25 protein-coding genes and 1 tRNA gene are annotated in these 20,373 nt (G+C 58.2%); 9 read left to right on the top strand and 17 right to left on the bottom strand.

Annotated elements, in window-relative coordinates; all coding sequences use genetic code 11:
- The first annotated feature begins 3 nt into the window (after positions 1–3).
- A complete protein-coding gene (locus AC0VX3_RS19370) occupies positions 4–465 on the top strand; it encodes a GNAT family N-acetyltransferase (RefSeq protein WP_475521881.1) in 462 nt (153 codons plus the stop codon).
- Between the two features lie 21 nt (positions 466–486).
- Here the strand turns inward: AC0VX3_RS19370 and AC0VX3_RS19365 are convergent, their stop codons facing one another.
- Together AC0VX3_RS19365 and AC0VX3_RS19360 are read right to left on the bottom strand one after the other, a co-directional pair.
- Entirely contained in the window at positions 487–957 is a 471-nt protein-coding gene (locus AC0VX3_RS19365) for a DUF2147 domain-containing protein (RefSeq protein ID WP_475521880.1), read from the bottom strand.
- 118 nt (positions 958–1,075) lie between these two features.
- Complete coding sequence (locus AC0VX3_RS19360) at positions 1,076–1,510, bottom strand: DUF2147 domain-containing protein (RefSeq protein WP_475521879.1); 435 nt, start codon at positions 1,508–1,510, stop codon at positions 1,076–1,078.
- A 579-nt stretch (positions 1,511–2,089) separates the two neighbouring features.
- On the opposite strand from AC0VX3_RS19360, the gene AC0VX3_RS19355 reads away from it, so the two are divergent.
- Complete coding sequence (locus AC0VX3_RS19355; protein ID WP_475525209.1) at positions 2,090–2,329, top strand: hypothetical protein; 240 nt, start codon at positions 2,090–2,092, stop codon at positions 2,327–2,329.
- Positions 2,330–2,461: 132 nt separating this feature from the next.
- Here AC0VX3_RS19355 and AC0VX3_RS19350 read toward each other — a convergent pair whose 3' ends face one another.
- Positions 2,462–3,121, bottom strand: coding sequence for a DUF930 domain-containing protein (locus tag AC0VX3_RS19350; RefSeq protein ID WP_475521878.1), 660 nt, complete (start codon positions 3,119–3,121; stop codon positions 2,462–2,464).
- Between the two features lie 323 nt (positions 3,122–3,444).
- Between AC0VX3_RS19350 and AC0VX3_RS19345 the strand changes: the two genes are divergently transcribed.
- Positions 3,445–3,534, top strand: a tRNA-Ser gene (locus AC0VX3_RS19345).
- Positions 3,535–3,718: 184 nt separating this feature from the next.
- Here the strand turns inward: AC0VX3_RS19345 and AC0VX3_RS19340 are convergent.
- Both AC0VX3_RS19340 and AC0VX3_RS19335 read right to left on the bottom strand, forming a co-directional pair.
- A complete protein-coding gene (locus AC0VX3_RS19340; protein ID WP_475521877.1) occupies positions 3,719–4,135 on the bottom strand; it encodes a DUF6855 family protein in 417 nt (138 codons plus the stop codon).
- On the bottom strand, positions 4,128–4,550 hold the full coding sequence (locus AC0VX3_RS19335; RefSeq protein WP_475521876.1) for an SRPBCC family protein: 423 nt from the start codon (positions 4,548–4,550) through the stop codon (positions 4,128–4,130). Before AC0VX3_RS19335 ends, AC0VX3_RS19340 begins: the two co-directional genes overlap by 8 nt.
- 80 nt (positions 4,551–4,630) lie before the next feature.
- Here AC0VX3_RS19335 and AC0VX3_RS19330 point away from each other — a divergent pair, with 80 nt between their 5' ends.
- On the top strand, positions 4,631–5,257 hold the full coding sequence (locus tag AC0VX3_RS19330; protein WP_475521875.1) for a helix-turn-helix transcriptional regulator: 627 nt from the start codon (positions 4,631–4,633) through the stop codon (positions 5,255–5,257).
- 244 nt (positions 5,258–5,501) lie between these two features.
- Here the strand turns inward: AC0VX3_RS19330 and AC0VX3_RS19325 are convergent.
- From AC0VX3_RS19325 to AC0VX3_RS19315, 3 genes are all read right to left on the bottom strand, one after another.
- Positions 5,502–6,691, bottom strand: a protein-coding gene (locus AC0VX3_RS19325) for an IS3 family transposase (RefSeq protein WP_475521874.1) whose coding sequence is annotated in 2 segments (ribosomal slippage) — positions 5,502–6,439 and positions 6,439–6,691 — 1,191 coding nt in all. Because the reading frame shifts where the segments join, the coding sequence is not laid out codon by codon here.
- A gap of 72 nt (positions 6,692–6,763) precedes the next feature.
- Positions 6,764–7,477: an N-acyl homoserine lactonase family protein gene (locus tag AC0VX3_RS19320; protein ID WP_475521873.1), complete on the bottom strand. Its 714-nt coding sequence runs from the start codon at positions 7,475–7,477 to the stop codon at positions 6,764–6,766.
- A gap of 79 nt (positions 7,478–7,556) precedes the next feature.
- Entirely contained in the window at positions 7,557–8,372 is an 816-nt protein-coding gene (locus AC0VX3_RS19315) for a helix-turn-helix domain-containing protein (RefSeq protein WP_475521872.1), read from the bottom strand.
- A 215-nt stretch (positions 8,373–8,587) separates the two neighbouring features.
- Between AC0VX3_RS19315 and AC0VX3_RS19310 the strand changes: the two genes are divergently transcribed.
- On the top strand, positions 8,588–9,229 hold the full coding sequence (locus tag AC0VX3_RS19310) for a LysE family translocator (RefSeq protein ID WP_475521871.1): 642 nt from the start codon (positions 8,588–8,590) through the stop codon (positions 9,227–9,229).
- A gap of 111 nt (positions 9,230–9,340) precedes the next feature.
- On the opposite strand, the gene AC0VX3_RS19305 is transcribed toward AC0VX3_RS19310, so the two are convergent.
- Entirely contained in the window at positions 9,341–10,387 is a 1,047-nt protein-coding gene (locus tag AC0VX3_RS19305; RefSeq protein WP_475521870.1) for a hypothetical protein, read from the bottom strand.
- 46 nt (positions 10,388–10,433) lie between these two features.
- Positions 10,434–10,916 (bottom strand): type III secretion system chaperone, encoded by a 483-nt coding sequence (locus AC0VX3_RS19300; RefSeq protein ID WP_475521869.1) that lies wholly within the window; start codon positions 10,914–10,916, stop codon positions 10,434–10,436.
- A 580-nt stretch (positions 10,917–11,496) separates the two neighbouring features.
- Between AC0VX3_RS19300 and AC0VX3_RS19295 the strand changes: the two genes are divergently transcribed.
- Positions 11,497–12,231 (top strand): outer membrane protein, encoded by a 735-nt coding sequence (locus AC0VX3_RS19295; protein WP_475521868.1) that lies wholly within the window; start codon positions 11,497–11,499, stop codon positions 12,229–12,231.
- A 345-nt stretch (positions 12,232–12,576) separates the two neighbouring features.
- Here AC0VX3_RS19295 and AC0VX3_RS19290 read toward each other — a convergent pair whose 3' ends face one another.
- On the bottom strand, positions 12,577–13,008 hold the full coding sequence (locus AC0VX3_RS19290; protein WP_475521867.1) for a hypothetical protein: 432 nt from the start codon (positions 13,006–13,008) through the stop codon (positions 12,577–12,579).
- A 378-nt stretch (positions 13,009–13,386) separates the two neighbouring features.
- Here AC0VX3_RS19290 and AC0VX3_RS19285 point away from each other — a divergent pair, with 378 nt between their 5' ends.
- A complete protein-coding gene (locus AC0VX3_RS19285) occupies positions 13,387–13,872 on the top strand; it encodes a DUF992 domain-containing protein (RefSeq protein ID WP_475521866.1) in 486 nt (161 codons plus the stop codon).
- 683 nt (positions 13,873–14,555) lie between these two features.
- Here the strand turns inward: AC0VX3_RS19285 and AC0VX3_RS19280 are convergent.
- Positions 14,556–15,485, bottom strand: a complete 930-nt coding sequence (locus AC0VX3_RS19280) for a PRC-barrel domain-containing protein (RefSeq protein ID WP_475521865.1) — start codon at positions 15,483–15,485, stop codon at positions 14,556–14,558.
- A 120-nt stretch (positions 15,486–15,605) separates the two neighbouring features.
- Entirely contained in the window at positions 15,606–15,791 is a 186-nt protein-coding gene (locus AC0VX3_RS19275) for a PLD nuclease N-terminal domain-containing protein (protein WP_342893903.1), read from the bottom strand.
- Between the two features lie 209 nt (positions 15,792–16,000).
- Here AC0VX3_RS19275 and AC0VX3_RS19270 point away from each other — a divergent pair, with 209 nt between their 5' ends.
- The gene (locus tag AC0VX3_RS19270; RefSeq protein WP_475521864.1) at positions 16,001–16,171 is read left to right on the top strand and encodes a DUF1328 domain-containing protein; all 171 of its coding nucleotides are present in this window, start codon (positions 16,001–16,003) and stop codon (positions 16,169–16,171) included.
- A 53-nt stretch (positions 16,172–16,224) separates the two neighbouring features.
- Here AC0VX3_RS19270 and AC0VX3_RS19265 read toward each other — a convergent pair whose 3' ends face one another.
- The 4 genes from AC0VX3_RS19265 to AC0VX3_RS19250 form a co-directional block, all read right to left on the bottom strand.
- Entirely contained in the window at positions 16,225–17,529 is a 1,305-nt protein-coding gene (locus AC0VX3_RS19265; RefSeq protein ID WP_475521863.1) for a DUF2254 domain-containing protein, read from the bottom strand.
- A gap of 41 nt (positions 17,530–17,570) precedes the next feature.
- Positions 17,571–18,455 (bottom strand): formate/nitrite transporter family protein, encoded by an 885-nt coding sequence (locus AC0VX3_RS19260; RefSeq protein WP_475521862.1) that lies wholly within the window; start codon positions 18,453–18,455, stop codon positions 17,571–17,573.
- A gap of 114 nt (positions 18,456–18,569) precedes the next feature.
- Complete coding sequence (locus AC0VX3_RS19255; RefSeq protein WP_342893907.1) at positions 18,570–19,124, bottom strand: sigma-70 family RNA polymerase sigma factor; 555 nt, start codon at positions 19,122–19,124, stop codon at positions 18,570–18,572.
- Positions 19,121–19,342 carry a NepR family anti-sigma factor gene (locus AC0VX3_RS19250; RefSeq protein ID WP_475521861.1) on the bottom strand — a complete coding sequence of 74 codons (222 nt, stop codon included), beginning with the start codon at positions 19,340–19,342 and terminating at the stop codon, positions 19,121–19,123. Before AC0VX3_RS19250 ends, AC0VX3_RS19255 begins: the two co-directional genes overlap by 4 nt.
- 189 nt (positions 19,343–19,531) lie before the next feature.
- Between AC0VX3_RS19250 and AC0VX3_RS19245 the strand changes: the two genes are divergently transcribed.
- Positions 19,532–20,329, top strand: coding sequence for a response regulator (locus AC0VX3_RS19245; RefSeq protein WP_342893909.1), 798 nt, complete (start codon positions 19,532–19,534; stop codon positions 20,327–20,329).
- The last annotated feature ends 44 nt before the right edge of the window (positions 20,330–20,373 follow it).

The following is a 20,373-nucleotide window of genomic DNA, read 5'->3' as shown; positions in this document are numbered from 1 at the left end:
AAGGTGAGTAATCCGATCCGGATCGAAAAAGCGCAGTCCGGCCAGCTTCGGCAGATCGTCGGCATCATCAATGCCGGGGCGACATCGGTCCGCAAGGACCGTGAGTTCTCCGACTGGCAGGACTACCGCGCCGCCTTCGATGCGCTGCGGAGCGCGCCGGAATGCGATATTTACGTTGCGCTGAACGAAGACAACGAAATCGTCGGTACCTTCCAGATCCACTTTCTGAAGGGCATCGCCTTCAAGGGCCGTCCCCGGGTGGAACTGGAAAGCGTGCACGTGCGCGCCGACCGGCAGGGCGCCGGTATCGGGCGCGCGATGATGGCTCATGCCGAAACGCTGGCGCGCGCGGCGAATGCCTGCGTCATCCAGCTCACCTCGAACAGGGAACGCGAGGGATCGCACCCTTTCTACAGGAAGCTCGGCTACGACCAGAGCCATCTGGGCTACAAGAAAATGCTCTGACGCTTCGAAGCAGGCGACGTGTCAGTTCACCTTGCGCCAGGTTTCCTTCTCGCAGACATTGAAGACGACGCGCACGCACCCCTGAACCTGCAGGGTCGAGGTCCCGGTCTTGCGCAGCGTCGCATTGGCGCTGAAGCCGCGGCGTGGATCGTAGACCCGGCCCGTCCATTTTCCTGATTCAGGCTTGAGCCGCCAGAGCACCTTGAGACCGAGGACCTTGCGGGCTCTCTTGGAGTGATCCTTGTTCTTGACGTCGGGTGTCGATCGCACCGTGTAGCCGTTGGGCGCCTTGAAATCGACGACCCGGCCGCAGGGCACCTTGCCGCAAGGGGCGATCTTGATGACCGCGCCGGCAGGCGTCTTCCAGTTTCCGGTGATGTCCGGGGCCGCGAGGGCCGGACCGCCCGCGGGCAGCAGCAGTGCCGCAACGAGGGCGGCGAGGGCCGGTCTCTGCAGCCGGAATTTCAGTTCAGGGATCGAAAGGCCGTTCATTCCAAGAATACCCCGCCGCAGTGCTGGTCAGAATTGCAGGTCGATTTCTGACCGGCAAATGCGACAGAGCCATGGCCGGATCATCGGGAATCGGCGGCGGAAGGGGTTTTCCCGGACTTTAATCGACCCGGATCCAGGTCTCGCCCTTGCAGATGAGTCCGCCCATGACACAGCCCTGCAGCTTCAGCCGGTCCGTCGTGGTCAGTTCGATGAAGCCGGTATAGGTCTTGCCGTCCTCGGCGTTATAGACCTTGCCCTTCCACTGGTTGTCCTTGCCGGTCGGTTTCATCGCCTGGACGATCTGGACGCCGACAAGCGGCCGTGACCTTTGCGCGGTGTCCGGGTTGCGGTCGTCCTTGCGGGGCTCGCGCAGCCAGATCAGTTTGCCGCACAGCGCGCCGCCGCAGGGGCTGATCCGGATCTTGGACGCGCCGTTCGGACGCAGCCAGTCGCCCTGCGCGTCGGCGGCCAGCGACGGTGCTGACGCAGTGGCCAGGACACCGGTCAGGACACCGGTCCTCAGCAGCGCGGTGGTCAGTTTGGATTTCAGCATAGGTTCCCCCCAAAGCCGATACATTCCGTTTACGGAAACGGAATGTATCGGCTTCCCGAGCATCTGCAAAGCCGTCACCCAACGTCATGTCCGCAACTTTCACGCCGGCTGCGTCCGGTCGGTGCGAATGGAGCTGCGCGGCCGCACCTGAGAGGCCTTAACAACAGGACTTTGACCATGGAAAAGAATCCATGGTGAACAGAGTGTTGAGGAGCCTTGTCAAATTTTCAGAGAAGGTGATTGATTTTAAAGGTAAATCCGAAACCTTATGATTACCGCTCTGTAAATTTCAGGTTTGTTTAAGTGTTTGTTGGCATTGCGTTAAACGTGATTTTTAACGGGCCTTTTAACTGCTGCTGATGAAGTGTGTCTCAGGAAACGACGGGGAAAGCTTCGCAAAAGCTTGGGTTTCTTAGATCAGCTTGTTTGCGGGTGTGCGCACCCGGCAACGGACAACCGATCGTCTTATGGGGAAGGGGCATCCCACCTGCGGCCAGAACGGCCCGGGGTGCTCCGGTAAGTCAGACAGAGGATGAAAAGGGGAGCAACATGGCTCGTTTTGAAGTGCATTCGGCCGACATGGCCAGTTTTGGTGAAAAGCCGGTCACGGCGGATATCCTGTTCCAGATGGGTCTGGACAGTGCCTGTGGCCGTCACGGCGCGACCGACCTGGTGACCGCGCACAAGTGGTTCAACATTGCCGCGCTCAAGGGAAACCGGGATGCCGCCCGCTACCGCAAGGAAATCTCCTGCGAAATGGACCCGTCCGAGATCGCCGAAGCCCAGCGTTCGGCCCGCGAATGGCTGTCGATGCATTGATCCGGAACGGGGCTGCCGGCCAAACGGCATCTCAACCCGGAGCAATCACCTGACGCGGCAGCGTGAAACGTCGCTGCCGCGTCCACCAGGCATGTTCGGCATGCTTACCCGGCTGAAGTGCCGGGCCTAAGACTAATGAACCGGAGCCAGTCCGTGGTCGTCCCAGAGCGCCCGGTCTATCGGTTCCCCCAGCGCGTATTCGAAGCCGGCGATCGCGCGGCCGCCTGCGTCCAGGCGGCATCTGTAGGCAATCTCATACCAGACCCGACTGCTGCGCACAGCGCCGGCGGCGACATGAACCGTGTTTCCCTTCCGGGTGGCGTTTCTGAAGGCATGTGGCGCGAGCCGTGTTGGCCGGAACCCCGGCCTGTCCCTGCGCACCTGTTCCATGGCTTCCAGGGCGCAGATCTGTTCCGTCTTGTCCGTGCCCGTCAGGGACGCGAGCGCGACGCTGGCCTGGCGCGAGCGCGGGTCGCTCATCACGGCGCCGGCCAGCAGCGTGGTCGCCGTGACCCAGGTCCGGCTGGGCTGAGCGGGTATCGAACCGCGTCCGCTCGCAGGTGGCCGGGTGAGGGAGGCGGTCCCGGGCTCCGCCGGATACGGCCGCGCCCCGGCGGGGCCGGCTGCCGGATCGGGTGAAGGATCGGGTAAAGGCCGCACGAGACGGTCCGTCACGATTTCCACCGAAACGGTTTCCTGCGGCACCAGCTCGGGAAGCGGCGGACCGCTGCGCCACAAGGAGGCATCGGTTGCCACGGCGAAAAGCGCAAGATGGAGCCAGAGCGCGCACACCCAGGAAAACCGTTGTGCGACAAATCGGGTCAGGGGCGCGGTGGGATAAAGACTTGAGATCGCGGGGCTCCGATACCGGTCCTGATCGAAGAAGTCGCCATCGCAGCAGATGAGTGCGGCTGAATTGTGGACCGGGCAGGGCCTGAAAGATTGTGCAACGACGGCTGGAGCGGCAATGGAGCCCTGTCAGGGGACTGTTCCGCCGGACCGTTCCCGGATTGCGACCATGCCGGCCCGTGTCCTGGCGGCGCAATGGGGAAAACGGACGCCCCGGGAAAAAACGCCTTGAACTGCGAGGCTTTTGTTCGTAAACGGGCTTTACCGGAGAGGTGGCCGAGTGGTCGAAGGCGCTCCCCTGCTAAGGGAGTAGGCCCGGAAGGGTCTCGAGGGTTCGAATCCCTTCCTCTCCGCCATTTTTCATAAATGATTGTATCTTCGAACCCGTTTGACGGGATCAGAGCAACAGATCAAGTCTTCTCAATTCAGAGTAAGCCTGCCCGTTTATGGTATGAGCGTTTTCCGGGCATAGTGATCAGCCGGACGACCACTAAGCCTGTGGGAGTGTCATCGCCGTGAACGGACCGATGGCCCCTAAACTTAAAACGCTCGGATACGGTTGTTCCTGGCATTGTGTTCCAGCTCAGCCAGCCCCAATAGCTCCAGCGTCGGGCCAACATAGTTTGCAAAACGTCCCCGGTAGCCCTTGCGCAAGCCGTAGTAGCCACCGACCGGATTGCTTTGTGATCGAGCCCAATCCTCCAAAGAACCCGGCTTCGTCGCTTTGCCCTCGTCAGCGTTGCCAAGCAACATCCAGTCGCCATGCGCCTTTAGCATCGCATGAGCATCCTCAAGGGCTCGAAGTTGGTAGGACAATCTCGTTTTGCCAACTTGCACGACCAAGGCAGGCGGGTCATTTGCTTCGTCCTTCCACACTTGAAATTCGGACGTCAGCGGTGGCGTCTGGAGTACCCAAGGGTCTTTTTCAGTACCAGACCCATAGACTACATCATTCATCGCTTTCTGCCTTTTCTTTCAGTGCGTGTGCAAACTTTTCAAAACTCGAGTTCAGATCTGGAATGGATTTCACGATTAACCCTGAAAGAACTCCGCTAAAGACCTCCTTCATACTGAAGGTGGTCATATCGTTTGTCTGTGACAGCCGGAACGTCCTGGTACCGGTAAACAGTCCAAGTGGCATCCCTCCTCTCCAAATCATTTTGTGGGGATCTTGAAGCGTCGTGACCTTCAGCGCAAAGGCTCTTTGGGGACTGACCTCAGACCAAAGCTTGATGCGGCTGTTCAAGGAAAGGGATCCATCGATCCGAAGAATACCAAATGGCGTCGGATCACTTTGTAAGTCTTCGGTTAACACAGCCCACACCCTTTCAACGTCAGCCGATATTTGAATGGATACGCTATAAATCTTCATTCTCGTCCCTCTCAAAAAAACACTTTGAAAGTTCATAAATTAGGTAACATGACATCTATTGTCATGTTTGGAAAATCACTATGCGTGCAGCACGTCTTCTTCAAATTCTGCTCCTTTTGCAAAACCGTGGTCGCCAGACATCGGTTCAACTCGCTCTGGAGTTGGAGGTCGCTCCCCGCACGATCCTTCGCGATGTGGACGCTATGACTGAGGCGGGTTTGCCGGTCATCGTTCATCAGGGGAGTGGTGGTGGGATCGAACTGGGTTTTAACTACCGCACGCGCTTGACGGGTCTGGCGAGGGACGAGGCGGCCGCACTTGGTCTCATTCTTGACGCAAAAAATCCCATGGTTTCAACTTTAGGCCTCGAGGGCGCAGCCAAGCGCGCTAAAGCAAAGTTGATTGAGAGCCTCCCTGACAACACGAGGCTAGAAGCGAAGAAAAGCTCAAGCAAGTTCGTCCTCAACGAAAACCCTGCTGTCCATGGCAAACGACATCGCGCAATGGCGCTGGCCGTTCTAAATGGAACAGTCGTTCGCATTCGCTTCGCCACACCGACAGAACAATTGATCTATCCAATTAGGTTGGAAAAGAACGATAGAACTTGGTATGTGCACGATAGCCTGACCGAGACGGATCTACCCATAGAACGCTGGGGGCGGTTGAATATCTCAACGGTGCGCATTCCAGTGACCAAGCGCGGTTGATAAAGTAGAAGCGATCCACAAACAGACCTTCCTGCCAAGCGCGGAACTTTCAGGGAAGCATGTATGAACTGCCTTCCCCTGCAAGTGATTTGTCGATGCACCTTTGACCCTGCTTCTATGTATTCGGTCTGTTTGTGGGGCCGTTCGATTTGCCCCCGACCAAGATGGGAAGTCGCGCGTCCTGTTTCTCGTTAGCTCATCGGCACTCGGGGGCAATTTGACCTGCTGACCTGCCACTGATCTTTCATCCAGCCGCGACTAGAGCCCGGTTGGAATTTACGCCTGTTGGCGCAGGTTGAGCAAGCGCCCGATACGCGGTGCTTTCATCTCTCGAAGCGGGGCGGGCGCTTGCAGTCGCCAGGGTCCGCGCATAGTCAGCCGGGGTCTGGTAGTCCAAAGCGGAATGTGGGCGCTCGGTGTTGTAGTCGGCCAGCCATGCGGCGATGACCACGCGGGCATGGGCCAGGTTCAAGAACATCGTCTCGTTGAGCAATTCGTCCCGCATCCGACCGTTGAAACTCTCCACGAAGCCATTCTGCATAGGTTTTCCTGGTGCGATGTAGTGCCATTCAATGCGGTTTTCGGAACACCACCGCAGGATCGCGTTCGAAGTCAGTTCCGTGCCGTTGTCGCTGACAATCATGCCGGGCTTTCCTCGACGGTCGATCAGGGCTGTCAGCTCACGTGCAACACGGCGCCCGGAGATCGAAGTGTCCGGGATGGCTGCCAGGCATTCACGAGTGACGTCGTCCACCACGTTCAGCACCCGGAAGCGTTGGCCTTTGGCAAACTGGTCATGCACGAAGTCCAAAGACCACCGCGCGTTCGCACGAGCTTCGACCAGGATCGGCGCCCTTGTCCCGACAGCCTTGCGCCTGGCCTTCCGCTTGCGCACCGTCAGCCCTTCTTCGCGATACAGCCGATAGATCCGATTGATCCCGGAGGGCTCCCCCTCGCGGCGCAGCAGAACGAAGAGCCGCCGGTAACCGAACCGGCGACGTTCATTGGCCAGCTCACGCAAACGCCCACGCAGCGCTGTGTCCGGCGCACGTCGTGACCGGTAGCGGATCATCTTGCGATCCGCCCCTGCAATACGGCACGCCCGCCGTTCTGAAAGCCCGCAGAGTGCCTTCAGGTGCGCGACAGCCTCGCGCTTCCCGGCAGGCGTCACCACTTTTTTGAAACCAATTCCTTCATCGCGGCGAGATCGAGCATCTGTTCTGCCAGCAACTTCTTGAGCTTCGCGTTCTCGTCTTCTAAACCCTTCAGCCGTTTAGCTTCCGACACTGTCATGCCACCAAACTTGGCCTTCCAGTTGTAGAAATTGCCTTCAGACATGCCGTGCTTACGACACAGATCGGCGCACTTCGCACCTGCCTCATGCTCCGCCAGAATGCCGATGATCTGCTCGTCCGTGAATCTCGTTCGTTTCATTGTCCGTCCTCAAGTTGGATCGGACTCTAATCAACGATGGAGGAAAAATCCCGTGGCAGGTCACCAGCGCTTCTATTCATAGAACCTTGGAGAGTGCCGCAGTGTAGGCCATTGCTGGGCGTCATGCCCATATACAACGACTGCTGCTTCCCTTTTTGCGACATCCGATATCTTCTGAGTGCTGAGGCGAATGGTCGGCTCGTCGTCCATATCGGTGATATAGATGATGCGTGTTTCTGCATCTGCCATCGAACTGTGCATGACGGCGTCTGCGGCGAGCAAGACATTGCCAGTGAGCGGAAGACGCACAAGAATGGACTGATGGCCAGGGACATGCCCGCTGGTTTCCAGCAGCTCCACGCCGGGAACCAGTTCTACATCGCCGTCAATGAGACGATACCTGAGCGAGGGATTGTCCCAGGCAGCTCGGTTGGCTGCAAAGCGAGGATGGGCGCTTTTGGCCAAGTCGTAGTGTTGACGCTGAATGACAAATTCGGCGCTCGTGAATAGATCGTGGTTGCCGGAATGGTCATGGTCAAGATGTGTGCAGACAAGGTAGCGGATATCTGACGGCTGAAGACCAATTTCCTCGAGACGCGCAATCACGGTATCTTCCGGCCTGATCTCGACCGAAAGTCCAGGCGGATTTTGAGGATCATCAACTGCGGATAGAGGCCAACCGGAATCAACGAGTATATTTGTCCCGTCAGCAGTTTGAATCAGATAACCCGGCACCGGCACGTCACCGGGCTGCATGGTGCCGAGATGAAGCAAATAAAGACGCATATTATACCCTTTTCCATTGCGAGATTGGAGCTTTGCCCCAAATGGCGAGGGCTGTATTGAAGAAATGGGACAATTGACTTCAAAAATAATATGCGATGCCAGACAACGGATTGTTTGTGCCGAAGTGTTCGGTTAGTCGTGTCCGAGCCGTGCGAGAGTAGGCTCCAGGGGTCACACCCAGTCGCCGTCGCCAACTTCTTGTCTGATGTGCCTGGTCGCTAAATCCGTTTTTGGAATCGCCAGATCCGGCCTGAACACTCTGTAAGCTCGAATGCAACCGCTCCAGGCTCGCGAGTTCCTTTGGTCCAACTCCAAGATGTCTCTGGAAGAGGCGGTTAAGCTGCCGACGATCTACTTCAGCGAGCTTTGCTGCCGTCTCGACAGTTTCTCCACGATGCAAAGCGTGGTGTGCCATAGCGATCTGCCTGCTCTCCGGAACAGCTTGAATGTTGCTCAGCCGGGAAATCAGCCATTGATCCAGAACCCCCGCGATTCGTAGGGGCGTAAGAGCTGCACCAACGCTGCTTTTTAGGGATTTTGCCGGACCGTCACCTGTGACCGCGCCAAGATCAAGCAACCTGTCGGCACTGGACGGTCCCGTGTGGGAAAACAGCCGTACAAGGCCCGATACTGTCAGCATCACCATGACGAAGTAGGTGTCTGACCATGAACACCAAGAACGGTTTTGAGACTGCAGCCCCAGCAATGCCACGTCCGGAACCAAGCGTCCGTTTTCCTCCGCGTTGGGGCGCCCTATGTTGACTGACAAAACCGCATAGGGAACCGGACTGGTTCGGATCATGGCTCCGGCATGGTCTCCCGGTAGGTCTTCAACAAACCAATAGCCCTGAACCAGGGTGGCAAGGTCCCGGGCAGGAGGAAGAATTTTGAACATCAAACCTCTGCTCTGTTCAGCGCCTTCAGAAGTTTTCGCTTTTTGATACCGAAGTGCTCGCCCTCATAATAGTCGGAATTCGACATAGGCAGGAAGACGATGCCGAATTCCGAAAGGGGAGGAGCTCCGGTTGCCGGGACGCGGGCCTGAAACCGGTGTGGACATTTCCTGGCTAGGAACATATAGTGAACATATGACAGTGTCTGGAGATCGAGATGCAGGATTTCAGTTCCTATCTGCCCGGGATTTTTCTCGCGTATTCTGCCTTTCTTCTGGCGATTGCGAGTCCCGGCCCTAACATTCTCGCGGTGATAGGCACGTCGATGGGGGTGGGGCGCCACTCCGGAATTTCACTTGCGCTGGGAGTTGCCAGCGGTTCGTTCACCTGGGCGCTTCTGACAGTCTTCGGGTTGTCGGCGATCCTGGCGGCCTACGCGTCGGCGCTTTGGGTCATCAAGATCCTCGGCGGGGCCTATTTGCTGTGGCTCGCCTTCAAATCGCTGAAGTCCGCCGCGTCCAGACATGATATCGAAGCCAGGGAACTGGCCGGAGGGCGGCGCACGCCGTCCGGGTATTTCAGGCGCGGATACGTCATCCAGATGACCAATCCGAAGGCCGCCCTGGCCTGGATCGCCATCATTTCTCTTGGGTTGCAGAAAGGTGCGCCGCTTTGGGTCGGCGCCGCGATCGTTCTTGGCACCTTCCTGCTGTCGATTGCCATCCATGTGCTCTACGCGGTGGCCTTTTCCACCCCTGTCATGGTCCGCCTTTACGGCAAGTCCCGCCGTGTCATCCAGGGCGTTCTGGGAACCTTTTTTGCTGTTGCGGGTGTTCGCCTGCTGACTGGCCGAAGCTGAGCCGGAGCTGAGCCGGATCGCGTCAGGGTGGGCAAAAGTGGACAGGCAACAGAAAGGCCGCAGCAGATGGGTCCGCGAGGGGGCCTCGATCCGGCCCCGTTCAATCCGGTATCAGTCGGCTTCAACGACCAGTTTGAGGTCCGTTCTGGCCTGCTCGATTTTTATGCCGGGCGGGGTCGTCATCATGTCCAGGAGCATCGTGATCGACCGCAGGTGCAAACTGGTTGGATCCAGTGAAAAGGATCCGTTTTCGCCGTTGAAAGTGGCGAGATTCAAGGATGTGTACGCGCTGATTCTGTACGTCCCGTCATCGAGCGACGTGACACCGTATTCCGTGTGCGTGCTGCCCGGGTCACCACCTGCAAGCATTGCCGGCAGCAGGTCCGGATCCTGACATTCGATTGCCATGAAATCCGCGAAGAGCCCCTGGTGCGTGAGTGCCGTGACCGCTCCTATATGATCTTCCCGAATACCCGCTTCGGCCAACTGGTCAAACAGGGAAGGCCCATTGTCATCTGGGGCTCCCGGACCGGCCAATCGGGTCCCGTTGATATGGTAGGGAGTGTTCCTGTTGGCATCCAGGACAAACTGGTGATGGACGCCCAGCTGGCCGGAGGGGGTGCTTGCGGGACCAGTGGTGCGATTGTCGCCGGGGACCTCAAGAGAAGCCAGATGAGCCTGCAGAACTGTACCGATCTGTTGCTTCATTGAGTTCCGCTGGTCAGCATTGAATTCGCGAAAATTCAGGTCTCCGTCGGCCATGGGGAACTGGCTTGCCAATTCCGCCTGCTGCGCCTTGTGCCTGTCAACCTGTTCTGCCACCAGTCCGAATTCTCGCAGCGAAACACCGTGTTTGGTATTCAAATGATTGCTTGCACTGCCGTTCGTGAAGACTTGCGACCAGATCTGCTCGGCCTTGTCTGCCCCGAGTTCGTTTTTCAATGATTTGAAAAGCGCTGTACCCGCGGCTTCCTTCTTTGCCATCCGCTCTTCGGCTGCTTTCCCGCCCGAGCGATTGAACTTTTTGGAAACATAGAGCAGCTTCTCGTCGGAGAAACGAAGCGACTTGTGTCCGCCGTGTGATCTGCGCGTTTCTTCGATGCTCGTTCTGAGCTGATCGAAAGTCGGCGGTGGCTGATTGCTGATGATCGGGCACATATGAAGTCCTTGAAGGTTATTTCAGTGAAGCGAAAACCGGCCGCAGCTAGATGCGCAGCCACTCCGTGGGCTCGGCCACGGCTGCGGCAGCTTCGCCGCCATGTGTTTCCTGCCCTTGCCAGGTGACGATGATGGTCGACCAGATCTCTTGCAAGTTGCGGAAATTCTTGAGGGCTTCGAGGAACACCTGCGGCGGGATATCCGTGTCGCCAAGGTCCACTGTCAGGGTCACATCGCCCTCCGCGCCATCGAGCCCCAATCGCATTCCGTCCGCCGTCATGCTTTGCTCATTGGCAAGAAACAGCAGTTCATAAAGGGCCTCCCTGCGGTGCCCGGGCAGGGGGGCGACGGGCGCCGTCAAAAGAAAGGAACCGGTCTTTTCGAACGGGACGAGAAAGCAGGGGGGCCCTGTTTCAAATTCGAGGACCCAGATATCGGGACCGCGGCACGCCGTTGCGGCGCCGGACCCCAGAAGCCTGAAAGCTTCACTGCACAGCAGGTCCAGTTTTTCAGCTTTCGAACTGTCCATTCAGGTACTCCTTCGCCGCCGCGCGCTCTTGTTACCTGTCTCTAGCGTTCCAGACCCCACCTGAGTGTCACAAAGAGCACATGCCACTGGCTTTATCGGCCAGAACCGCGCAGCGATAACAGGGGCGGGACAATGACGACTAGTCTTTCGGCAGGTCGGGGGCCGGCTTCTTGCGAATTCAGCTGGCGCGACCTGACCGCACCCGTGCAGCACAATGATTGCCGTGCCGGTGCCCAATTCATCCGGAAAACCTCTCGAACCGAAGGCTCCGGCCAACAGTGTGAAAAAGGTATGCATACCAGGTTTGCCGCCTGACGCGGCGCAGGAGATCTGAACCCGGCTTCCTGTTTCTGGTGACGCAATACGCATCCGTTTTTTTAGCGAGGGTTCCCGAGGCGTCTTTACGCCGTGTTAGGCCGCGCGCTGATACTGATCTGACACCGAAGTTTGAACAGCCGGGTTCTGGCGTTATCCGTTTGCTGCGGTGCTTGTGAGGACATACAGGCAGGCACACAAACAGTCGAACGCCTTGAAATGAACCACATCAATCTGGCAACCGACTTAGTTAGGGCAAGAGTAAATGCGTTTTTCGAAACAGATCTTTTGGGCAGCATCCAGTCTGGTTCTCGCCAGTTTGGCTCACGCGAACCAGGCAAACGCAGAAGACAACGTTCTGTCCGGATTCTACGTAAAAGGCGAAGCTGGTGCTTCCATCGGTGGTTCCGCCGGCAAAATTACGTTTCGGGATCAAACGGGATCGACGGCCCGAACAAAAAATTCCAATCTCGGGTTGGGCGGGTCGTTCGGTCTTGGCGTGGGTACCAGTATCACGGACATGTTCCGCACCGAGTTGATGTTCAACTATCGAACAGGTCACCAGTGGGATGCAAGGATCGCGAATTTCAGCGCCAATCAACGATACGACGCTGACTTGTCTTCCTATTCCCTCATGGCAGCCGGTATTCTTGATATTTACACCTTCAAGCTTGGGTCGATGGAACTGACACCCAACGTCTCGGGAATGGCGGGTATCGCCATCAACCGGACGGGTAATTTTACAGCAACAACTCCCGGATTTGCCAACGCGGTGTGGGATGGCGACACTTCAACCAATCTGGCGTGGGGCCTGGGCGCCGGCGCGGGCATCAAATTGTCCGAAAAGGCCACGCTCGACCTGGGGTACAGGTATGTCGATCTTGGAAAATTCAAGTCGGGGACCAAACTGACTTCCGGTGCGACCGGCAACCTGAAAAAGCGCGTCGAAGGGGACTATACAACGAACGAACTGATGCTCGGGCTGCGCTACAAGTTCTAAAATGCCTGGTTTTTCACTGCAGCCTTTTTTCAGACCGTACACGCGGTAAATGTCATTGCAAAGGAGCGGCTGCCTGACCCCGGTCGGGCAGCCGCTTCGCTGCGTTAGGCGGCTCTTAGGCTGCGTCCGCGCTTCTGCCGGGCGTACGCCAGGGGGCAGGCTCTGTCCGTCAGGCTCTGCGCCTGATATCGACGCCACCAATTGCGCAAGGGCCGGATGACGCCACAGCGCAGGCGGCTCATCCCTGCATGAACCGTTCGCTGGCAAATCCACGCCGTGACCCGTACAGGCCCGGACAGGTCAGGGGCAAACCGTGCCGATGGACATCGCACGGAGAACAGTCGATCAATCTGCGGAACAGATTGAAGCCAGCAATCCCTCATTGTTTTGGCTCACAAGGTCAAGCCTTGTGACGCCACGAGTATACATGGCGGCCTTGACCGAGGAGCCGGGTGTTTTCGGAACCGCGATGGTCAATGGGGGTACGGTACCACCGGTCGCACTTGCTGTAACATCGCCTACTGATCCCCCCAGGAACTCCAGAATAGTTCCGACATGTTCCTCATCAAAATCAATGGTCAAGCCGCCGTTTAACTGGATGGAGCCGTTTTGATCCGAGTGGGTAGATGTTCCCGGCGTCGAGTTCGAGATCGTGTAGCCATTGACGCTGCTCAATGGGAGCTGGGAGTTTGCCGGGATCGCGTCGCACGAGGCTCCTCGGGCTTCCATCGCAAAGCTGAAAAGGGCGAAAAATACAAATATGACAAACGTTTTCATGTTCTTGTCCTCCATCTAATCCATGAAAAGCCGGGAAAGACTCGGTGGTATTGGTTCGGTATATGGAAGTTACTTAAGTAAAATTACGTATATATGACTTGAATATTTAATAATTATACAAATACACGGAAAAATTGCAATACTTCAGGAGTGCGACACATCTCGCCAAGGCGCATGTACGTGACTGCGTGTGTCAGCCACGTACATGCGCACCAGACATTCTGTCACCCAACCGGTCCTCAAAAAGAATTCTTTGGAACCGCCGACCCGTCCAGCCGTTCTCTCAACATCGAATGCGAGCCTGTCCGGCTTGCCTGACGAGCACCGAACAGCCGCTCCTTCGAACGGCTCGGGTGGTATCAACTCAAGGAGAATTCCATGAAACGTTTTGCGGCAATCGCACTGGTCCTGTCCGGCACCTCCATGCTGGCAGCACCCGCCATCGCGCAAGACAAGGGGCCGGGTGTCAAGGTCGGCACGCTGACCTGCGCGCTGGTTCAGGAAACAAATTTCATCATCGGGTCGAAGGCGACGCTGAACTGCAGCTACGATCCGGCCACGGGTGGCGACAGGGCCCGGTACACCGGCACGGTCCGCGATTTCGGTCTGGACATCGGCACGACCAGCGAAGCGACCCTGGTCTGGGGCGTCCTGGCCCCCAGCGCGGACATGGAGCCGGGCGCGCTTGAAGGCGAATACGGCGGCGTGACGGCCGGCGCGAGCCTGGGCGCGGGCCTGAAGGCCAACGCTCTTGTCGGTGGCTTCGACAAGTCCGTTGCCCTCAACCCTGTCAGTCTGGAAAGCCAGACCGGCACCAACCTGACATTGGGTGTCAGCCATCTGACGCTGACCTCGGCGAACTGACACTCACGACCTGAAAACACCTGGAAAGGCCGGTCTCGCGACCGGCCTTTTTGCCGTTCAAGTCCTGGCCCCGACTATAAGGCCAGAGAGAAGCCGCCATGTCCGGGGCAGAGGCCTGCCACCCGGCCCTCCGGGTGGCCTTCCCCGACTTGATCGGGGATCCAGTCACCCTTTCAGCCTGTTACATATCTCTCTGCTGCGAGGATGGACCTGTCCGGGGGGACTGGCGATCCGGATGTCCTCGCGCACTGCTCTGGAATTGAAGGGATCCCCGATCAAGTCGGGGAAGGCGTCGAAGCGAGGGGAATGCCCGTCCGGAGTGCCGGAAGGCACAAGCAATCAATCCTGTTGGAAAGAAAAGCCTGGCCACACCCCGGGTGGCCTTCCCCGACTTGATCGGGGATCCAGTTCCTCTTTCAGCCCGCCACCTTTCGGTTCGCTGCGAGGATGGATCTGTCCGGTGAAACTGGCGATCCGGATGTCCTCGTGAACTGCTCTGGAAACGAATGGATCCCCGATCAGGTCGGGGAAGGCGCCGAGGGGGGAGGCCTCTTGCGGAGAGCTGGAAGGCACGAGCAATCCCGGAGGGCGGGCGGCTGAACCGCATCGGCTTCAGCAACAAAAACGGGCCGCTTGCGCGGCCCGTCTCGTCAGTTCTCGTCTCGTCCCCCGTGGGGCGCGATTTACCTGGTCAGCGTGAGGCTGTCCGGGTTCTGCTTGTAGGACGCCGCTTCGAACGTCTTGGCGTTTTCCAGCTCTTCCTCGGTGAAGGGAGCCGTCACCAGCAGGTCGCCGTTCTCGGTTTCGAACATGCGCAAGCTGTCAAAGGACACGGCGACCGGCTTTTCACCGAAGCCGAGGAACCCGCCAACATCGATGACCACCGCCTCGGCCTGACCGTCTTCACCGATCAGGATCTGCGCGATTTCGCCGATATTGTTGTCCTGGCTGGTGTAGACGTCAGCGCCGATGAGGGCTTCGGTCGACACGGTTCTGGCATCAACCTGCGTGTTCTCCGCAGTCCAGTTGCTGTTGACCGCTTCGTCGATACGCTTTTTGGCCGGGTCGATCGCTTCCTTGCGGACCGTCTCGTAGGAGTTCTTCGCGCCGTTCGAGATCTTGTTCATCTCGTCGCGAACGGAAGAGGTCGACATCCAGTCAGGAATGTAGTCGGGCCGTTCATACGATTTGGCGTTTTCCAGCTCTTCGCGACTGGCATCGCTGACAACCATGAACTGGTCGTCGCCTTCAGAGGCGAAGGACAGACGGGAGAAGTCGAGTGCAACTTCCTTTTCCCCCAGGCCCAGGAACCCGCCGACGCCGACGATCACGGCGCGGACGTTGCCGTCACGGCCAATGATGACGTCATTGATGTCGCCGATTTCCTCGGCTTCGTCGGTTTCACCGGTCATGACGGCCTTGCCGATCATGTTGGTGGCCAGAAATCCGGTGGTCGCATTCGGTGCGAGGGTGTGGACCTCGAACTCATAGAGACCGGAAGCCTGCGTGTCGCCGGCTTCCGCGCCGGTGTTCACGGTCGTGTCGCTCTGGGCAATGGCGCCGGTCGCAACCGTGGCAACGAGAGCAGTAGTGGCAAGAAGTTGGCGAATCATGAACTTAATCCTTTCGTGATTTTATTCGAAAGTCGTGATTACATTTGGTAAACTTTCGGGAGTTTGTTTTGTTCCAATAAAAAACGCGCCCGGAGGCGCGTTTTTTATTATTGCCTTTATTTAGGCTAACTGGCTGGAGCCGCGCGGGCCGGCGATGAGCCAGACGATGAAGCCGACGACCGGGAAGATCAGGATGCCGAGGGTCCAGAGCAGTTTGGCTCCGGTCGATGCGCCACTCTGAAAGATTTTCAGGATGGCGTAGATGTCGAGAATGACGACGAGCAGTCCGAGAATTCCATATTCCATGATCACGTATCTCCAATTGATAACTGTGACGAAAACGGAGTTGGCGTAGAAAAAGTTCCGATATTTGTGAAAAAAACAGCACGCACGACGCGAAAGATGATCATGCGACAATCAAATGAGACCTGCCTGACGAAAAAATACCAAAATAATGAGGAACTCATTTGCCAAAGCCGCGTTTCCCGGACATGCATCTTATAATGGAGGTTTCTATGCTTTCTTGGGCTTTGTTCTTTCTGGTGGTTGCTTTGATCGCCGCTGTTCTTGGATTTGGCGGAGTTGCCGGTACGGCCGTGTCGATCGCCAAGCTGATCTTCGTCGTCGCAATCGCCCTGTTCCTGATTTCCGCGGTGATGCACCTGGTCAGGGGCCGCAGGGTCTGACGGTCCCGAGTCGACCGGACGTATTGAAAAAGGGCGCTCCAGGGCGCCCTTTTTTACGTGTTCTTTTTCCTGGTTGCTTTTCTTGCGGCATGAAGCCGGCCGGAGATCTGGGTCCGGTCCGGTCCGCTCTCGATCGAAAAGCGTGCATCCCGGGCGATGGCAACCAGATGCCGCCGCAGCAGCGGCAGATGTTCAGGCCTTGAAACCAGCGCCATTTTTTCCAGCGCCTGGATCAGGTGATCGAGCACCAGAATGTTGGTCTTGGCCGACTGGCGCAGCGGCCGCATCGCCGCATTGAGTATGTCGTGCACTTCCAGAAGATCCAGCCAGACACGCGGCGTGCCGTCCTTGTCGCTGAGCAGCGAACTCGGCGCGCCCCGCTGCAGGATCCCGGCGATGCTCGCGGACAGATGGTCGATCGCGCTGATCGCCGTATAGGCGTCGTTGATCCCCGGCGACAGCGCCCGCAGCGCGATCTCGACCATCAGGTGGACCGAGAACTGGATATCGCCTTCCGGCGCGCGTGCCTTTGAAACCTGGAACGCGGGATGCAAAGCCTCCAGCTCCGGATCTTCGGCCCTGGTGCGCACTTCGGCGATCGGCATGCGTTCAATCACAAAGGTGCCTGGTGGCACCAGCACCTCGACGAAGCCGTCGACGGTCTGCGCAAATTTGATCAGCGCGTCACTGTCGATGAAGGTGACATAGCCACTGCGTTGGGCGACGGCTGGCCAAACCGGCAGATCCGGGATCTCGTCGCGGTCGTCGGGGGCCTCGCGTGGTTCATGGGTCAAGAGGGTATCAATGGAGCTGCGCAGGGAGGCCTGGATCCGGCCTATTTCCGCATCGACCCTGATGCGGCCGGCGACATCGTTCACGAAATAGACCAGCCAGAAGAAACTTGCGGCCGCGAGGGCGATCGAGGTGGCAACGGAGAAGCGCACTTCACGCCCGTCATCGACAACAAACAGGACCAGCAGCGCATAAAGGAACGTGGCTCCCAGCAGGCCGATCGTGATCTGGGTGGTGCGGTTGCTGGCGAAGGTTTCCAGAAGCCGGGGAGATATGTTGCCGGCGGCAAGCGTGAAAACGACAAGCGTCAGCGAATAGACAAGGCTGATCACCGACATCATCGCGCCGGCTATGGTCGAGAGGACGGACCGGGCGCCTTCCGCGCTGATCGTGTTGTAGCGCAGGCTGTCGAAGGCCTTTGACAGGAGTTTCTGGTCGTCGACGACCAGCGCGAGGCAGGCCAGCAAAGCGCCCAGAAGGGCGATGCAGACGGGAATGAACAGGAATCCCTTGACCAGTTGCTGGAGCTTTTGCAGGCGGACATTGCCTTGATAGGCCAGTGGCATTTCGGGTTCTTTCCCTTGGGTCCAGAAGGCGTCCGGACGGACTAGATTTCCTTGTTGACCTGGGCGTGTGCGACCAGCGCGAACAGCGCGGATCCGCCGACAATGTTTCCCAGCAGCGTCGGCAGCAGAAAGTCGGCGACGCCCTCGATCAGACTTGCATCACCGGTCCAGAAACTGAACACCGCCTCGACGGACCCGGCGACCACGTGGGTCAGGTCGAGCGCAGCGATCAGCCAGGCCATCAGGAAAATGATCGCGACCTTGGAATTCTCGGCGCTTGGCAGCAGCCACACAAGCGTAGCCACGATCCAGCCGGCGACGATGCCACGCAGGAACATCTGGTCCGCGGGGATTTCCATCATGTGCCGGGAAAGCTCGGCGACCGCCGCATGAACCTCGTCCGTCACGAACAGACCGGAGGCGAGGGCGCTGCCGAAAATCAGGGTGCCCACCATGTTGGCCGCGAACACGATGACCCAGAGCCGTGCGACCCGCAGGTAGGTCGTCCGCTTGCCGGTGCTGATCGCCGGAAGAACCGCCGTCAGCGTGTTTTCGGTAAAGAGCTGCTGGCGGGCCATGATCACGATCAGGAAACCGACGCCGTAGCCGAGGTTCTCGACAAGATGGCGCCAGCCTGTATCCGGCAGATGGGCGCGCAGCAAGGCCTCCGCCAGAACCGAAAACCCGATGGACAGGCCTGCTGCGATGCCCGACCACCACAGGTTCCTGGGCGCCCTGGCAAGTTCCTCTTCGCCCTCCTGACGGATGATCTCATAGACCACCGCAACTCTCAGCCGCAGCTTGTCGCCGACTTCAGCCAGGTCGTTGTCGCTGAGCCGTGTGCCGTCCTCCCGCAACCGCTCTTCCGTCAGATAGCTCTCGTTTTCGGCGATGTCGCTCTCGGGGTGCTTTGGAGATTTGCTCACACGGCTGTCCTTTTGAAAAAAAAAGGCCGCGCGCCAGGCGCGCGGCTCAGTGTGCGGGGCAAAAGCTGTCGGATGCGGGACAAGAGCCGTCGGCAAGAAGAAACGGCAAGAAGATCAGAGGGACAGGGCTTCCTGGATCAGGGCCGCTGATTCTGCAGCCGCCACTTCGGACCGTTCGAACGCTTCGTTGCCGTTCATCAGTTCTTCCAGCCGCAGACGGGCACGTGATACACGGCTTTTGACAGTGCCGACCTTGACGTCGAGAATGCCGGCGGCTTCCTCGTAGGAGAACCCGCTCGCACCGATCAGGATCAGGGCTTCACGCTGGTCATCGGGCAGGACCTGCAGAGCGCTGAGAAAATCCTTGAGCTCAAGATGTCCGGCCTGTTGGGGCTTCGATTCAAGGGTCGCCGCATGTTCACCATCCGGATCGGCGACTTCACGCTGCATCTTGCGTCCGACCGAATAATACTGATTTCTCAGGATCGTGATCAGCCATGCCGTGAGGTTCGTGCCCTCGGTGAACTTGTCCTTGTTGGCGATCGCCTTGGCCAGGGTTTCCTGGACGAGGTCGTCGGCGCGATCCCTGTCCCCGCTGATGGACCGCGCGAACGCGCGCAATCTGGGGATGATATCGACCAGATCCTGTTTGAAACTGGCGTTGCTCATTTTGAGGTCTCCTCGCCGGTGTCCTGGTCTTCCTTGTCGCTGTCATCCAGCGCGGAAAGCAGATCGAGCATGTCGGAGGGAATATCCTCGACAAGAGCCTCGTCGTAGACCTTCTTGAGCTGGCTTCCGATCCAGTCTTCCTTGCTGTTGGCTCCGACGGTGGGCTTGATGGTACCAAAATCGGAGGCCGCCCGATTTGGTTGGGATTTATGTGCCATGGCGTATTCCTAAACGTCTGATATGGGGCGCTGTCCTTGAAATCTGACTGTAAACGCCACGCGGAAAAAAAAGTTCCCTCGGCGTGGAACTTTTTTTTTGCTCGCGCATTTTCAGCCTATTGGGGCGTCAAACGCCAACAGCAATGGCCGCGAACAAGCGGTGTCACGTTGAGGAATTCCTACATGTCCATGAGCCTTTCCCAAGAAATCGCGCCTTTGTTGCCTTACCTTCGCCGATACGCGAGAGCATTGTCCGGTACACAGAAAAGCGGCGATGCCTACGTTCGGGCCTGTCTGCAGGCGTTGGTGGCGGACCAATCCATAATCAGCACTGACGACGGCGTGAAGATCGGATTGTACCGTCTCTTCCACGTGTTGTGGAATGCCACCGTCATTCCGCCGGTGACCGATGGCGGGTCTGCCTCGATCTTCGAGCAGACCGCCCAGCAGCGGCTGTCCAGCATGGCGCCGGAAAGCCGCCAGACATTGCTCCTGTCCACCCTGGAAGGATTTTCCATCCCGGACACGGCCCGCATCATCGACCGGAGCGAAGACGAGGTTACCCAACTCATCAAGGACGCCATTGATGAGATCGACCGTCAGACCAAGACGGAGGTCCTGATCATTGAGGACGAGCCTCTGATTTCGATGGATCTCACCCATATTGTCGAATCGCTCGGTCATTCGGTCACGACCGTTGCCCGTACGGCAAGCGACGCGATCGCTGCGGCGAAAAACAAGGCGCCGGGGCTTGTTCTGGCCGACATCCAGCTGGCGGACGGATCGTCGGGCATCGACGCCGTCAAGGAGATCCTGTCCGAGATGTCCGTCCCGGTTATCTTCATCACTTCGTTTCCCGAGCGGCTGCTCACCGGCGAACGTCCGGAGCCGACTTTCCTGATCACCAAGCCGTTCAATCCCAATACGGTCAAGGCCGGGATCAGCCAGGCGCTGTTCTTCAAGGGTGCGGACGCGGTTGCCGCCTGAGGCGGCCACAGCTGAACGCGAGCCGACGGTGCGGTCTGCCCCGG

Source organism: Roseibium sp. QJM3NY_11 (assembly GCF_056173175.1).
This window is presented reverse-complemented; position numbering and strand designations above follow the sequence as displayed.

What these genes read in the sequence shown, in the direction of transcription:
- AC0VX3_RS19365 (WP_475521880.1), bottom strand. Translation starts at nt 957, where the DNA reads ATGAACGGCCTTTCGATCCCTGAACTGAAATTCCGGCTGCAGAGACCG.
- AC0VX3_RS19360 (WP_475521879.1), bottom strand. Translation starts at nt 1,510, where the DNA reads ATGCTGAAATCCAAACTGACCACCGCGCTGCTGAGGACCGGTGTCCTG.
- AC0VX3_RS19355 (WP_475525209.1), top strand. Translation starts at nt 2,090, where the DNA reads ATGGCCAGTTTTGGTGAAAAGCCGGTCACGGCGGATATCCTGTTCCAG.
- AC0VX3_RS19340 (WP_475521877.1), bottom strand. Translation starts at nt 4,135, where the DNA reads ATGAATGATGTAGTCTATGGGTCTGGTACTGAAAAAGACCCTTGGGTA.
- AC0VX3_RS19335 (WP_475521876.1), bottom strand. Translation starts at nt 4,550, where the DNA reads ATGAAGATTTATAGCGTATCCATTCAAATATCGGCTGACGTTGAAAGG.
- AC0VX3_RS19330 (WP_475521875.1), top strand. Translation starts at nt 4,631, where the DNA reads ATGCGTGCAGCACGTCTTCTTCAAATTCTGCTCCTTTTGCAAAACCGT.
- AC0VX3_RS19320 (WP_475521873.1), bottom strand. Translation starts at nt 7,477, where the DNA reads ATGCGTCTTTATTTGCTTCATCTCGGCACCATGCAGCCCGGTGACGTG.
- AC0VX3_RS19315 (WP_475521872.1), bottom strand. Translation starts at nt 8,372, where the DNA reads ATGTTCAAAATTCTTCCTCCTGCCCGGGACCTTGCCACCCTGGTTCAG.
- AC0VX3_RS19310 (WP_475521871.1), top strand. Translation starts at nt 8,588, where the DNA reads ATGCAGGATTTCAGTTCCTATCTGCCCGGGATTTTTCTCGCGTATTCT.
- AC0VX3_RS19305 (WP_475521870.1), bottom strand. Translation starts at nt 10,387, where the DNA reads ATGTGCCCGATCATCAGCAATCAGCCACCGCCGACTTTCGATCAGCTC.
- AC0VX3_RS19300 (WP_475521869.1), bottom strand. Translation starts at nt 10,916, where the DNA reads ATGGACAGTTCGAAAGCTGAAAAACTGGACCTGCTGTGCAGTGAAGCT.
- AC0VX3_RS19295 (WP_475521868.1), top strand. Translation starts at nt 11,497, where the DNA reads ATGCGTTTTTCGAAACAGATCTTTTGGGCAGCATCCAGTCTGGTTCTC.
- AC0VX3_RS19290 (WP_475521867.1), bottom strand. Translation starts at nt 13,008, where the DNA reads ATGAAAACGTTTGTCATATTTGTATTTTTCGCCCTTTTCAGCTTTGCG.
- AC0VX3_RS19285 (WP_475521866.1), top strand. Translation starts at nt 13,387, where the DNA reads ATGAAACGTTTTGCGGCAATCGCACTGGTCCTGTCCGGCACCTCCATG.
- AC0VX3_RS19280 (WP_475521865.1), bottom strand. Translation starts at nt 15,485, where the DNA reads ATGATTCGCCAACTTCTTGCCACTACTGCTCTCGTTGCCACGGTTGCG.
- AC0VX3_RS19275 (WP_342893903.1), bottom strand. Translation starts at nt 15,791, where the DNA reads ATGGAATATGGAATTCTCGGACTGCTCGTCGTCATTCTCGACATCTAC.
- AC0VX3_RS19270 (WP_475521864.1), top strand. Translation starts at nt 16,001, where the DNA reads ATGCTTTCTTGGGCTTTGTTCTTTCTGGTGGTTGCTTTGATCGCCGCT.
- AC0VX3_RS19265 (WP_475521863.1), bottom strand. Translation starts at nt 17,529, where the DNA reads ATGCCACTGGCCTATCAAGGCAATGTCCGCCTGCAAAAGCTCCAGCAA.
- AC0VX3_RS19255 (WP_342893907.1), bottom strand. Translation starts at nt 19,124, where the DNA reads ATGAGCAACGCCAGTTTCAAACAGGATCTGGTCGATATCATCCCCAGA.
- AC0VX3_RS19250 (WP_475521861.1), bottom strand. Translation starts at nt 19,342, where the DNA reads ATGGCACATAAATCCCAACCAAATCGGGCGGCCTCCGATTTTGGTACC.
- AC0VX3_RS19245 (WP_342893909.1), top strand. Translation starts at nt 19,532, where the DNA reads ATGAGCCTTTCCCAAGAAATCGCGCCTTTGTTGCCTTACCTTCGCCGA.